We start from the raw sequence: 13,509 nt of genomic DNA, 5'->3' as shown, positions 1-13,509 counted from the left end.
CGCTCGCCAGACCACCTGCTCGGACGTTCCTGCCTTCAGCACAGGCGGACCTTAACGGATCAGGAGCACTCAATCGCTGGGCGTGGCCATAGTGATATCGAACTCCCGGCGACCTACGGTGGACAGCAATGAATTCCGTCACAGAGCCGCGGCTCAGCTTCCTCCGGAGTGCCACCGTCGTCGCGGTCGGTATGGCGATCATGAATGTCGCCGCCTACGGCTTCACGCTGATCGGAACGCACCGCCTGGTCCCGGAGCAGTTCGGCGCCATCACTGCGTTGCTCGGGCTGTTGCTGATCGGCAACGTCGCCTCACTCGGGCTGCAAGCCACCGGTGCGCGCCGGCTGGCCACGGAGGCCGACGACGGCTCACTGGCTCACGCCATGCTCCAAGCAGGTCGCCGTACGGCGGCTGGTCTCGCTGCGGTCTGTCTGCTCGCCACACCGTTGCTCATGTGGCTGCTGCACATCGACTCCGTCCTCGCAGTCCTCCTGATCGCCCCGACGCTCGCAGGGCTGACTCTGATGGGCTCACAGCTCGGCGTGCTCCAGGGCAGCCAGCGCTGGACCGAGCTGGCCGCGGTCTATATCTCGGTGGGGCTCGGACGGCTCGTGTTCGGTGGCGGCGCGCTGTTCATCCACCCGTCGCTGGACTCGGCCATGGTCGGGCTCGCGCTCGGCACCGTCGTACCGCCTGTTCTGGGCAGTCTCTTCCTGCGCGGAGCGAGCGGCGGCACCCCTGCGGCCGTCAAGAGTCTCCTTCGGGAGACAGCGCACGGCACACACGCGCTACTCGCGTTCTTCGTGATGGCCAACGCCGACGTACTGCTGGCGCGCGGGCTGCTCGACGGTCAGCACAGCGGCTACTACGCGGCCGGAGTGATTGTCGCGAAGGCCTGTCTGTTCCTGCCACAGTTCGTCATCGTGATCGTGTTCCCGGCACTGGCCAACTCCCCCGGGGACACCGCCAAGCTCCGCCGCGCCATCCTCGCCGTCGCTGGTCTCGGCGTCTGCACAGTCCTCGGCACACTGGTTCTGCCCGACCTGGTCGTCAAGGTGATCGGTGGCTCCGAGAAGTACGGCGCACTCGGCCCCTACACCTGGATGTTCGCGATCGCCGGCTCCGCGTACGCCGTACTGCAGATGGTCGTGTACGCCGCCATCGCGCAGCAGGAGAAGCGCGCCGCGCTGGTGATCTGGGCCGGCCTGATCGTGCTGGCAGCGACCGCCGTCATCCTGCACGGTGCCGGGATGACCGGTGTGCGGATCCTCGTCGCACTCACCAGCGCGTGTGCTCTCCTCCTGGCCGGCACTCTGGCGACCGGTCTGCATCGGCAGTCGGCCTCTCAGTAGACATACTCGGAACCAGAACGGCGCAACTGGCGTCAACCAGGGGTGCAGGAGGGAAACCGAGTGACGGCGAGCGATGAGACGGTACGGCCACGCGTGCCCGCGACCGTGTTCGCACCGGAGGTGCCGCAAGAGGACCGCAAGCTGCTGCTCGAGTCGCCCGAGGTGATGGTGCAGGCAAGCCTGCCCAAGCCGAAGCCGCGGTCCGATCTCCGAAAGTCGCCGACGTCCACCATCGGATACCTCGTCAAATTCTTCGTGGCCGATGCCTTCTTCTCGCTCCTCATCGCCGGATTCCTGGACGAAGTCCTGCCAGATGGGCCGGACACCTGGGCGGCCTATGCCGTCTGCCTCCTCGGCCTGCTGCTCTTCCTGGTCCTTGTCCTCGGCTCGAGCCTCAGCTCGTCGGAGAGCGACGCGGCAAGTAAGCACCACCGCAAATACCTGCAGCCGGCAGACTGGGACGTCGACGCGCAGCAGATGATGCTGCGGGCGCAGGACGCCGTACAGGCTGTGACCGATGCCGAGGTCACCCGGCTCGGACTGCTCGACGACATTCAGAACGACGTCGTGCTGCCGGAGCAACTCTGGGACATCGGCCAGGTCCTGCAGAAGCTGACCGTACTGCGCGGCCGGCACCGGGAGCTTGGCGCGGAGACCCTGTCCGTGCTGGGCGACACGGTTGCCCGTCAGGCCGACGCACTGCGGATGACCGAGCAAGCGATGGAACGCAAGGTCGCGACGTTGGAGAAGTACGCCGTACAGGTCCGCTCGGCGGATGCGTTGCTACGGGCCGAGCGCGCGGTGGAGCAGGTCCAGAACGACGACGACGCATATGTGGAGTTGCTTGCGAGCGCCGAGCCTGCTGCCGGTACGGCGCTCATCCAGGATCTGAGCGAGGATGCGACCGGCCTGCGCGAGCAACTGCGACAGCGCCTGGACGCGATCCGTGCGACCGGCCAGGCGCTCGCCCCCTCACCAGAGGCTTGATTTCGCGAACTTGCGGGCCAGGGTGTTCGCCAGCACCAGCAGGACCAGACCGATGACGGATCGGAAGAGCCCGATTGCCGCGGCGTAGCTGAACTGCGGGACCTGTGAGGCGAAACCGAGTTTGTAGACGTAGGTGTCGAGGACCTCGGAGGTCTGCAGGTTGAGGGTGTTCTGCAGCAGCAGCACCTTCTCGAAGCCGGCGGTCATGATCGTGCCGATGTTGAGGATCATCAGGATCACCGCGACCGGACGGATCGCCGGCAGGTCGATGTGCCAGACGCGGCGCAACCTGGAGGCTCCGTCGACGATCGCGGCCTCGTGCAGTTCCGGCGAGACGCTGGTCAGTGCGGCCAGGTAGATGATCGCCGAGAAGCCCATCGTCTGCCACGAGCTCGACCAGACGTAGAGGTGGCGGAAGTAGTCCGGATTGTTCAGGACGTCGATCGGCCCGGCACCGAACAGACCCAGGAACTGGTTCAGTACGCCGGTGTTCGGGTCGACGAGGACCACGATGATGCCGACCACGACCACCGTGGAGATGAAGTGCGGGGCGTAGGTGATCAGCTGTACCGACCGGCGGTACCACTTGCGCCGGGCCATGTTCAGGCCGAGGGCCAGCAGGATCGGCGGCCAGAACGTCGCGAACAGCTCGTAGATCTGCAGGACCAGCGTGTTCTTGATCAGCCGCCCGAACTGGTAAGACTCCAGGAACCGCTCGAAGTGTTTGAAGCCGACCCAGCGGCTGCCCAGGATCCCGTCGACCACGTTGTAGTCCTTGAACGCGATGATCGCGCCGTACATCGGCCAGTACGCGAAGATCGCCAGCCAGATCAGCGGTACGGCGAGCATCGCGTACAACTGCCAGTTCCGCCGCATCCGCGTCCCCAGCCCCACCGCGTGCTTGGCCGGGCGAGCGCCGGAGCGCGCGGGCGTACGTCGTACCAGGGTGTCAGTAGCCATGAGTCATCAACCCTTCAGCGAGCCGACCATGGCCCCCTTGACGAAGTGCTTCTGCACAAAGGGGTAGACCAGCAGGGGTGGGATGGTGGCGATCACGATCAGCGAGTACTTGAGCTGTTCCTGGAGCTCCTTCATCCGGATCAGCTCGGCGGTGTCGCGGACCTGGGACGGGTCGAACTGGCTCTGCAGGATGATCTGGCGCAGCACCAGTTGCAACGGGAAGAGATGCTCGTTGGTCAGGTAGATCAACGCGGTGAACCACGAGTTCCACTGCGCGACCGCGTAGAAGAGCAGGTTGACGGCGATGATCGGTTTGCTGAGCGGCAGCACGACCCGCCAGAAGAATCCGAAGTCGGTGCAACCGTCGACCTTCGCGGCCTCGACCAGCTCCTCGGGGATCGTGGACTGGAAGAAGGTCCGGGTGATGATCATGTTCCAGACCGCCAGCGCGGCCGGCAGGACGATCGCCCAGCGGCTGTTCAGCAGGCCGAGCCGGTCGACCACCAGGTACGACGGGATCAGGCCGCCGGAGAACATCATCGTGAACACGAACAGCGCCATGATGATGCCCTTGCCCGGCAGGCCCTTGCGCGACAACGGGTACGCCGCGAACAAGGTCAGGACGGTCGCGAGCAGCGCCCCGCCGACGGCGTACAGGACCGAGTTCGAGAAGCCGGTGACGATCGAGTCGTAGTCGAAGACCGCCTTGAACGACTCGATGCTGAAGCCCACCGGCCAGAGCCACACCTTGCCGGAGACAACGTTCTTCGGATCGCTCAGCGAGGCACTGAGCACATAGACCAACGGGTAGAGGACGGCCAGCGTGAACAGGCCGAGCGCCGTGTAGTTGCAGATCATCACGATCCGGTCGGACCTGGTCTCCTGGACCGGCGCGGGTGCACTCGCGGTATCGATGGCCACGCTCATCACCCCTGGTAGGTCTCGTAGGCGGCCTGCTGAATCTCCAGGTACGGCTGCAATCCGATCTGCCCGATGCGGGACTTGTAGTCGGCCCACTGGCCGTCGTCATTCGGATCGAGCCGGCCGGTGACGAACTTGGCCAGCGAGCCGGTCACCTCGGACTTGAGGTTCAGCCCGATCTCCGCGTCCAGCGCCGCCTGGTCGGCCTCCAGCGTGACCGGCGGGAACTGCCGCTCCATCGGCTGCCGATGCGGGAACAGATGGTCCCTGGTCTGCTCGTACAGCGGCGACTCGAACGTCGGCTTCTTCGGATCCACCCGCTCGGCCAGCCGGAAATCGCCGGAGCGGTACATGACGCCGTACTGGTCCCAGGTCTTGCCCTTGGTCTCGTCGGTGTTCCACGACTCCATGCCGTAGATCGACTGTTTGCCGTTGATGCCCTTGTCGCCCTTGACCGACCAGCGGAAGTCCGGACCGGCATACGACCGCAGGACAACCTCGAGATCGAGCTGGTAGTCGGCCCACCGGACGAGCAGATCGGGGCGCTTGCACTTGCGCGTCACGACGAGGGTCGACACCTCGAGACCGACCTTGAGGTAGTCCCACGGCGCAACCTGTACGCCGTTCGGTCCCTTCAGCGGGTCCATCGTTTCGTACTGGTGCCACCGCGCTTTCGGATCGACCAGGTCGAGCGTCATCAACGTGCCCCAGTAGTAGACCCGCGCACCGCCGAGAACCGGGCCGCCGGGATTGTCGCCGTACCGCTTGATCTGGTCCTCGTTCGCGGTGAAGATATCGCGCGCCAGGAGACCATCGGCGTACAGGCCGTGCAGGTACTTGAGACCCTCGCGCCACTCGTCCTTGACGTAGTTGGCCTCGACCTTGCCGTCGTTCACGGCCAGCCAGGGATCACCGGCGTTGTAGAGGAACGAGTTCATGAAGAACGTGTCGAGCGCCGCATCCTTGTAGCCGCCGAACGGGATCGTCTTGCCGCCGCCGGCGAGATCGGCCTGCTTGAACGCTTGCAGTACCTCGCGGAATTCATCGGTGGTCTGCGGCATCGCGAGCCCGACCTTGCGCAGCCACTCGGTGTTGAGCAGCGCGCGGCCGTTGGAGGCGCGGCAGTGATAGCAGTCGTTGATATCGGGGAAGCTGTAGACGCCTTTGTCCGGTGCCTTCAACAGCTTGGGAGTCTCCGGGTAGTCCTTCATCGCCAGCTGGAGATTGGGGGCGTAGCGCTCCAGGTACGGATTCAAGTCGACGAAAAGGTTCTGTGCGCCGTACAGGTAGAGCTGCGAGCGGGTGAAGGTGATCCCGAGGAACGCGTCCGGGATATCACCGGCCGCCATCATCGCGTTGATCTTCGTCATCGTCTCGGGGTCGTTGCCCTTGCCGGCCACCTGCCGCCACTGGATCCGGATCCCGGTCTGCTGCTCCATCCAGCGGGTGAACTCGTTCTTCGCCCAGTCGCCGACCGTGAGGCTCTGCGGTACGACGACGGTGAACGTGGCCGGCTCGGTCACGATCGTCTGCTGCCGGCGCGCCTTCGGACCGATGTAACCCGGCGGATAGTTGATTCCGGACTTCAGCGGACCGAGCTCCGCGACCGGCTGGGTCAGGCTCTCGGGGGCGGCGCCGGTATCCGCCGCACCGGAGCCGCAGCCGCTCAGCAGCCCGCTCCCGCCGGTCGCCGCGATCCCTACTGCGCCGGCTACGAATGTCCGACGTTTTACGTCTCTGCGCATCTCGCCTCCCGCTACGGTCTGTGAGATATCCGATAGGATCTACGATTCGGATGCCCGGAAGGATGGCAGAGATCGGATCTGTCCGAAAGGGGTAAGGCAGCCCCGCCCGCAACTTTCCTTCGGAAAGAAAGTTGCCCCGGCCGTCGTTTAGGGTCTGGGCATGACGACCCCGAAGTTCATCCTCGAGCTCCGCGAGAAGATCGGTCACGACCTGCTCTGGCTCACCGGCCTGACCGCCGTCGTCCTCGACGACCACGACCAGATCCTCCTGGTCCAGCGCGCCGACAGCGGCCACTGGTCCCTCCCCGCCGGCATCCTCGAACCCGGCGAACAACCCGCCATCGCCCTCGTCCGCGAGATCCACGAAGAGACCGCCGTGGTGGCCGAGGTCGAACGCCTCCTCGGCGTCGAGTCCTTCGATCCCCACACGTACCCCAACGGCGACCAGGTCCAGTTCCTCGACCTGGCCTTCCGCTGCCGGCCCCTCCGCGGCGAGGCCCGCGTCAACGACGACGAGTCCACCGACGTCCGCTGGTGGCCCCTCGATAACCTCCCACCCCTGCGCGACGAAGAACTCCGCTTCATCAAGCGAGCCTTGTCCCCCGACCCGTCGCCGTACTACGTCACCTGAGCGCAGGCGACCTACTCCTGGGAGCGGACGCATTCCTGAGACGCCACTTCCGCAGGGCCAAATCGGGCAGCTACAGTGAGTCACCGTCCATGCGCAGTGCATCACCTTCCGCGATTTCGCAGCGAGCCGAAGGAGCCTCTGGCATGACCGCACAGGACATCGACGACGTCGTCGAGGTGGACGACTACTACGACAAGGCAAAGATCCGTCCCCTGCAGGGCGGCTGCTACACGGAGCACCTCGAACTCAGCGGGATGGTCTACGGAACCCTCGGTTGCGCCGTGACGTACACCGGACCCGACGGCGGCCCGCACGGGGACAACGAGTACCTGCGACACGGCGACACGTACGCCCTGTCCGCCGCGCACGTCATCGGCGGGATCGGCACGACGGTCGGTCAGCCGACCAACACCGACAACGACGTGCTCGGTGCGGTGCAACTCGCCGTCCTCCTGGAGGACGACCCGTACGGGGACTTCGCGATCTGCGACCTGTTCCGCTACCCCGACAAGTTCCAGCCGGAGATCATCAGCCTGGGAGCTGTGCTCGGCGAGTACGACGTGACCGACGAGGACCACGGGGAACTGACCGTCAGCAAGCGCGGCTCGCAGACCGGAACCACGCGGGGAAGGGTCGAAAATACCAACGTGACCGCGAGGTTCACCCACGGCGGCCGGGAGTACGAGCTCAAGGGTCTGATCCAGATCGGCGCGCTGAAAGGGCAGTTCGCCGATCATGGCGATTCGGGCTCGGTCGTCGTCGGCCCCCTGAACCAGGTGATCGGGCTGCTGGTCGGCGCGAGCTTGGATTTCACCCAGGGCTACGCCGTTCCGATTGCCCGGATCCGGGAGCGTCTCCAGGTCAAGGTGCGGACAGCGAACCTGTGGTTCCACGGCGGTCCCGTCCTGCGGGTCCCCAAGGGGCAGGACGAAGTCACCCTCTTCCTTCGCCTCTCGGCGCCGGCCCCGACGATCGGCGTGGACTTCGACCTGACGACCGACAAATCCACGTCGGCGAAGGTTCCGCCGCAGACCACCATCCCCAGCCAAGGGCTCAGATCGGTGCCGATCAAGGTCACCCGCATCCCCGGCGCGACCGGCGTCACCCGCATCAACGCCGTCGCCGAACACATCCCCAACCTCAAGACCCAACTAGTCCTGCAGTTCGAATAGCAATCTGCGCCAGCCGCTGCCGCGCGGGGCGGACCGCCATCACCGTCCAACTTCGCCCGGCACTCCCGATCCACGCTCAGCACCCCCACAACAACACCCGCGGAAGGGGTTGGACGGTGATGCAGGTCCGTCCACCCCCTTCCCCCGGACCGGCTCACACGCCCAAGCGGCCGCACCTGCCGTACTACGTCGCCAAGGCGACCTGAAGCTCGCGGAGCCACCGCTCCTTGATCGCCGGCTCCCGCGTCAGCAGCCCAGCCAGCTTCCGCCGCACCTCCGGCGTCCGCCCTGCCGCAACCACCCGCACCGCCTCGGCCAACGCCAGCCGAGCCTTCCCATCCCGCCGCGGCTCGGCTGCCTCCGGATCCGCCCAGACGTTCCGGCGGAACGACCGTGCCGTCTTGTGCTGATAGTCGCCGAAGTACGACCAGATCCGGCGGTCGAGCGAAACGTTGCGGATCGCGGACGCCGGGAGCTCATGCGCGAAGTTCGCCTGCTGCTGCCAGCGAAAGGTGTTAGGGCTGGTCTCGCGCCGACCGGTGATCCCGACGAACTTCAACTGCCGCCGGATCACGTCCCACTGCGCATGCTCGTCGTCGATCCACTGCCGCAGTACGGCGTACAGCCGCTCGAAGGTCCCACCCCCGGAGACGAGATCGACGAAGACCGTCGGGCGGCCACGCATCAGGTCTGCCGGAGCGAGTCCACTCGCCGCAAGATTCGTCCGCAACTGCCGGATCTCGGCCGCGCTGAACTCGCCCTGATGCTGCGAAGACCTTGCCATCGAGAGCGGCAACGGATGGAGCCGCGAGCTCCACTCCGTGCCGTCGAGGGCACCGCTGAGGAGGTCGAACAGGCTGTCGACGGAGCGGCCGACAAAGTAGAGCTCACCGTTACCGCATTGACCCAGCACGCGGGCCGCGCATCGGATGAGGTCGTCCAGGAAGAACAGCTCCCATACCTCGACGTCGTCGAGGAGGGAGCCGAGCTGATCCGGCCGGATCAAGTCCCAGCGAAACGGCCGGATCGGCTCCATGGCTAGTGCGCGGCTTCGTGCCAGGTGCGGCCGACGCCTACTGAGACGTCCAGGGGGACGTCCATCTCGACGGCTGCGCCCATGTCGCGGCGGACGAGCTCTTCGAGGGCCTCGCGCTCGCCGGGGGCTACCTCGAAGACCAGTTCGTCGTGGACCTGGAGGAGCATTCGGGACTGCAGGCCGGACGACTTCAAGGACGCGTCGACCTTGAGCATGGCCATCTTGATGACGTCGGCGGCCGAGCCCTGGATGGGCGCGTTGAGGGCCATCCGCTCGGCCATCTCGCGGCGCTGGCGGTTGTCGCTGGTCAGGTCGGGAAGGTAGCGGCGGCGGCCGAGGATGGTCTCGGTGTAGCCGCTCTTGCCGGCCGCGAGGACGATGCTGCGCAGGTAGTCGCGAACACCGCCGAAGCCCTCGAAGTACTCGTTCATCAGGCCTTCGGCCTCACCGACACTGATCTTCAGCTGCTGACTCAGCCCGTACGCCGAGAGGCCGTACGCGAGGCCGTAGTTCATCGCCTTGATCTTGGCGCGCTGCTCCTGGGTCACGTCGCCCGGCTCGACCTGGAACACCCGCGACGCGGTCACCGAGTGGAAGTCCATGCCGGAGTTGAAGGCCTCGATCAGGCCCTCGTCCTTCGAGACGTGCGCCATGATCCGCATCTCGATCTGGCTGTAGTCGGCCGACATCAACGACTCGTAGCCCGCGCCGACCACGAAGGCCTGCCGGATCCGGCGGCCTTCCTCGGTGCGGATCGGGATGTTCTGCAGGTTCGGGTCGGTGGAGCTCAACCGGCCGGTCGCCGCGATCGTCTGGTTGAACGTCGTGTGGATCCGCGCGTCGCGCGGGCTGATCGTCTTCAGCAGACCCTCGACGGTCTGCCGCAGCCGGGTCGCGTCACGGTGCGCCAGCAGGAACGCCAGGAACGGGTGCTCGGTCTTCTCGAACAGCGACTGCAGCGAATCCGCATCCGTCGTGTACCCGGTCTTGGTGCGCTTCGTCTTCGGCATCTGCAGCTCGTCGAACAACACCACCTGCAGCTGCTTGGGCGAGCCGAGGTTGATCTCCTTACCGATCACCTCGTACGCCGCCGTCGCCGCCTCACGCACCCCTGTCGCGAACCGCTCTTCCAGCTCCTCCAGGTACGTGCGGTCGACCGCGATCCCGTCCCGCTCGAGCCCGGCGATCACGTCGATCAGCGGCAACTCCACGTCGGCCAGCAGCGCCGTACCGGCTTGTTTCTCGAGCTCGGCGTCGAGGGTGTCGGCGAGGTCGGCGATGGCGCGCGCCCGCAGCATCGTGTGGTCGGCGGCCGGGCCGCCCTCGATGTCGTCGAAGCTGAGCTGACCGTTCTCGACCTCTTCGGTGCGGAGCTCACGCTTCAGGTAGCGCACGGTCAGATCGGCCAGGTCGTAGGACCGCTGATCCGGACGGGCCAGATACGCACTGAGCTGGGTGTCCGAGCTCAGACCGCCCAGCGTCCAGCCGCGCTCGAGGAAACCGAGCAGCGGACCCTTCGCATCATGCAGTGCCTTCGGCTGCTTCGGGTCGGCGAGCCACGCCTTCCAGGCGGTCTCGTCCTCCGGAGTCAGCGTCGTCGGGTCGAACCAGGCCGCCGCGCCCTCGGTGTTGGCGAGCGCCAGCCCGGTGATCTCACCAGTCCCCCGGCCCCAGCTGCCCTGCACTGCGACACCGACGCGCACGCCGGCACTCACGTTCTTCTCCAGCCAAGCCGCAACCTCGCCCGGCTTCAGTTGCACGCCGTCCAGCTCGAACCCGTGCTCGACGGTCGCGTCGACCTCTTCGTGCTCGGCGACCAGCCGCTCACGCAGCACCCGGAACTCGAGGCTGTCGAACAGCGTGTGCACCTGCTCGCGGTCCCACGGCACCCGCACCAGGTCGTCGACGGTGACGTCGAGGGTGAGGTCGCGGATCAGCTCGTTGATCTGCCGGTTCCGGATCACGTCGGACAGGTGCTCGCGCAGCGACTCACCGGCCTTGCCCTTGATCTCGTTGACCCGGTCGATCACGTCGTTCAGCGAACCGAACTGGTTCAGCCACTTCGCAGCGGTCTTGTCACCCACGCCCGGCACGCCGGGCAGGTTGTCGCTCTTCTCACCGACCAGCGCGGCCAGATCCGGATACATCCGCGGCGGCACACCGTACTTCGCCTCGACGGCGGCCGGGTCCATCCGGGCGATCTCGGAGACCCCGCGCTTGGGGTAGAGCACCGTGGTGTTCTCGTTGATGAGCTGGAACGAGTCGCGGTCACCGGAGCTGATCAGCACCTCGAACCCCTGGTCGGACGCCTGCGTGGCCAGCGTCGCGATGATGTCGTCGGCCTCCCAGCCGTCGATCTCCGTGGTCGGGATCCGGAGCGCCTCCAGCACCTCCTTGACCAGCGACACCTGTCCCTTGAACTCGTCCGGCGACTTCGACCGGCCGGCCTTGTACTCCGTGTACTGCTCGGAGCGGAACGTCTTGCGGGACACGTCGAACGCGACGCAGATGTGCGTCGGCTGCTCGTCGCGGAGCATGTTGATCAGCATCGAGGTGAACCCGTACACCGCGTTGGTGTGCTGCCCGGTCGAGGTGGAGAAGTTCTCCACCGGCAGGGCGTAGAACGCGCGGTAGGCCAGCGAGTGCCCGTCCAGCAGCAGAACCCGCGGGCGGCCGGTAGCTGCCGCCGCAGGAGTCTCCACGGGAGTGTCCTCGGTCATCGTCGAAGTGTCGGTATCTGGAGCCACACACCGACTCTAGTGCTTCCCTGGGACAGTTTCCGAACACGGCAGTTAGGCTGCTGATGTGACAGATAACAACACGCTCCCGCCGGGCATGGACATCGAAGGCAGCCTGCTGCAACTGATGGGCATCGTGATCAGCGAAGCCGCGCCGGAGCGGGTTGTCGCGACCATGCCGGTGAAGGGCAACACCCAGCCGTACGGACTGCTGCACGGTGGCGCGTCCTGCGTGCTCGCCGAGAGCCTCGGCTCGGTCGGTGCCGCGCTGCACGCTTCGGCGTACGGGAAAGTCGCGGTCGGGGTCGACATCAACGCGACCCATCACCGCGCGGTGCGCGACGGCGTGGTCACCGGCGTCGCGACCCCGATCTACCTCGGCCGGACCACTGCGACGTACGAGGTGGTCATCACCGACGACCGCGACAAGCGGGTCTGCACGGCGCGGATCACCTGCCAGCTGATCCAGGCTCCGGCGGGTAGCTGACGGAGTCGGCGAGCGCCGGCCGCGCGAGCTGCGCCCGGCGCTGACCGATCACGGACCGCCGCGACGACAGCAGGGCCAGCAGGTTCGGCGCGTGCTCGGCCGCGAGCCGGCGGGCCACCGTGTGCGTGTTCGCAAATCTCAGTACGCCGGCCTGTCCGAGCCCGAGCCTGGCCAGGAACCGGTTCGCCTCCCGCGCAATCGCCGGCGCGACGACGGCCAGGTGCGGACAGCCCTCGTGCTCGGCCCAGGCGACGGCCTCGGCGATCATCGCCTTGCCCAGGCCGTGCCGCCGGGCGGCGTCGCTGACGTGCAGATACTCGATCGTGAGCGTGGTGTCCTCGTGCAGCGGGCTGACCGTCGCACGGCGCAGATACGCCATCGCGTGCACCTGACCGTCCAGCTCACCGACCACCAGGCGGCCCCACGGGTCCGTCAGATGCTTGCCGACGGCAACCTCCACCGCCGCGACCGTGGGCACCCCGGGAAGGCGACCGGCACCGGCCGTGGTCAGCTCGCGCCACAGCGCGACCAAAGCGGTGGCATCACCCCGCTGGGCGTCCCGCACCGCAATGGCAGCAGCCACAGCGACCTCCTGGTCTGGTCCACCCCCGAGGTGAACGGAACGGGCCCGAGATACGCTCGCCCTCGCGCAACAGTAGGCCCTGGAGGGTCACTTGCAAAGCTGAGCGGAGACCTGCGTTGTTCATCGGTATCGGCACTGTCGTCAACGTCGCAACGGTTCTGGCCGGGTCGACACTCGGCGTGCTCGTCGGGCATCGGCTGAGTCACCGGACCCGCGACCTCGTCACCGATGCGCTCGGCCTGGTCACGCTGCTGATCGCGATCACCTCGGCACTCACCGTGGGCGACAAGGCGCTCAGCGACGCGGTCGGCGACAGCGCACCGGTGCTGATCGTGCTCGGCGCGATGCTCATCGGCGGCATCACGGGGTCGCTGCTCCGGATCGAGCAGCGGCTGGAGGGTTTCGGCGCCTGGCTGCAGCACCGCTTCCGGCGATCCGACGGTGAGAGCATGTTCGTCGAAGGTTTTGTTACCGCGTCAATGGTCTTCTGTGTCGGGCCGCTGACGTTCCTCGGCGCGTTGTCCGACGGACTCGGCCGTGGTGCGGATCAGCTGCTGCTCAAGGCCGTGCTCGACGGTTTCGCCTCGGTCGCCTTCGCCGCATCACTCGGCTGGGGCGTGATGGCGTCGGCGCTCGTCGTACTGGTCATCCAGGGCCTGATGACCGCGGTCGGCGCCGTACTGGGCGACGTACTCCCGGAGGCGCATGTGACCGCCCTGGGGGCCACTGGCGGGGTGATGCTGATCGGTGTTGCCCTGCGACTGCTGAAAATCAAGCAGATCGCGGTCGCGGACATGCTGCCCGCGTTGATTGTCGCGCCGCTGTTGGTGCAACTGCTCGTCGTCATTCGCAACTGAGCCCCCGGTCCACGAAGGACCGAGGGCTCAGAAGGTGTTA

The 13,509-nt window shown here is 66.5% G+C and carries 12 protein-coding genes; 6 read left to right on the top strand and 6 right to left on the bottom strand.

The window, feature by feature from the left end; translation table 11 throughout:
• Positions 1-128: 128 nt before the first annotated feature.
• Positions 129-1,352 carry an MATE family efflux transporter gene (locus E1263_RS16105; RefSeq protein WP_132168124.1) on the top strand — a complete coding sequence of 408 codons (1,224 nt, stop codon included), beginning with the start codon at positions 129-131 and terminating at the stop codon, positions 1,350-1,352.
• Positions 1,353-1,412: 60 nt separating this feature from the next.
• Positions 1,413-2,339: a hypothetical protein gene (locus E1263_RS16100; protein ID WP_132168123.1), complete on the top strand. Its 927-nt coding sequence runs from the start codon at positions 1,413-1,415 to the stop codon at positions 2,337-2,339.
• Here E1263_RS16100 and E1263_RS16095 read toward each other — a convergent pair.
• The 3 genes from E1263_RS16095 to E1263_RS16085 are packed head-to-tail and all read right to left on the bottom strand — an operon-like array spanning position 2,325 to position 5,965.
• The gene (locus tag E1263_RS16095; protein ID WP_132168122.1) at positions 2,325-3,299 is read right to left on the bottom strand and encodes an ABC transporter permease; all 975 of its coding nucleotides are present in this window, start codon (positions 3,297-3,299) and stop codon (positions 2,325-2,327) included. The genes E1263_RS16100 and E1263_RS16095 overlap by 15 nt on opposite strands.
• A gap of 6 nt (positions 3,300-3,305) precedes the next feature.
• Complete coding sequence (locus E1263_RS16090; RefSeq protein WP_165956632.1) at positions 3,306-4,226, bottom strand: carbohydrate ABC transporter permease; 921 nt, start codon at positions 4,224-4,226, stop codon at positions 3,306-3,308.
• Positions 4,226-5,965: an extracellular solute-binding protein gene (locus tag E1263_RS16085; protein ID WP_132168120.1), complete on the bottom strand. Its 1,740-nt coding sequence runs from the start codon at positions 5,963-5,965 to the stop codon at positions 4,226-4,228. The genes E1263_RS16090 and E1263_RS16085 overlap by 1 nt, the downstream gene beginning before the upstream one ends.
• A gap of 160 nt (positions 5,966-6,125) precedes the next feature.
• Between E1263_RS16085 and E1263_RS16080 the strand changes: the two genes are divergently transcribed.
• Both E1263_RS16080 and E1263_RS16075 read left to right on the top strand, forming a co-directional pair.
• Positions 6,126-6,596 (top strand): NUDIX hydrolase, encoded by a 471-nt coding sequence (locus tag E1263_RS16080; protein ID WP_132168119.1) that lies wholly within the window; start codon positions 6,126-6,128, stop codon positions 6,594-6,596.
• Between the two features lie 143 nt (positions 6,597-6,739).
• Positions 6,740-7,768 carry a chymotrypsin family serine protease gene (locus E1263_RS16075; protein WP_132168118.1) on the top strand — a complete coding sequence of 343 codons (1,029 nt, stop codon included), beginning with the start codon at positions 6,740-6,742 and terminating at the stop codon, positions 7,766-7,768.
• Between the two features lie 184 nt (positions 7,769-7,952).
• Here the strand turns inward: E1263_RS16075 and E1263_RS16070 are convergent, their stop codons facing one another.
• Both E1263_RS16070 and polA read right to left on the bottom strand, forming a co-directional pair.
• Complete coding sequence (locus E1263_RS16070) at positions 7,953-8,804, bottom strand: hypothetical protein (protein ID WP_132168117.1); 852 nt, start codon at positions 8,802-8,804, stop codon at positions 7,953-7,955.
• Between the two features lie 2 nt (positions 8,805-8,806).
• Entirely contained in the window at positions 8,807-11,524 is a 2,718-nt protein-coding gene (gene polA, locus E1263_RS16065) for a DNA polymerase I (RefSeq protein ID WP_132168116.1), read from the bottom strand.
• 85 nt (positions 11,525-11,609) lie between these two features.
• Here polA and E1263_RS16060 point away from each other — a divergent pair, with 85 nt between their 5' ends.
• On the top strand, positions 11,610-12,029 hold the full coding sequence (locus tag E1263_RS16060) for a PaaI family thioesterase (protein ID WP_238161272.1): 420 nt from the start codon (positions 11,610-11,612) through the stop codon (positions 12,027-12,029).
• On the opposite strand, the gene E1263_RS16055 is transcribed toward E1263_RS16060, so the two are convergent.
• Complete coding sequence (locus E1263_RS16055) at positions 11,992-12,612, bottom strand: GNAT family N-acetyltransferase (RefSeq protein WP_132168115.1); 621 nt, start codon at positions 12,610-12,612, stop codon at positions 11,992-11,994. The two genes, E1263_RS16060 and E1263_RS16055, sit on opposite strands and share 38 nt — an antisense overlap.
• A 116-nt stretch (positions 12,613-12,728) precedes the next feature.
• Between E1263_RS16055 and E1263_RS16050 the strand changes: the two genes are divergently transcribed.
• A complete protein-coding gene (locus tag E1263_RS16050; protein ID WP_132168114.1) occupies positions 12,729-13,469 on the top strand; it encodes a DUF554 domain-containing protein in 741 nt (246 codons plus the stop codon).
• Positions 13,470-13,509: the final 40 nt, after the last annotated feature.

Origin of the sequence: Kribbella antibiotica (assembly GCF_004349055.1) — a bacterium.
Lineage (GTDB): Bacteria > Actinomycetota > Actinomycetes > Propionibacteriales > Kribbellaceae > Kribbella > Kribbella antibiotica.
The sequence above is the reverse complement of the archived record's forward strand: the minus strand, read 5'-3'. Positions and strand labels throughout refer to the sequence as shown.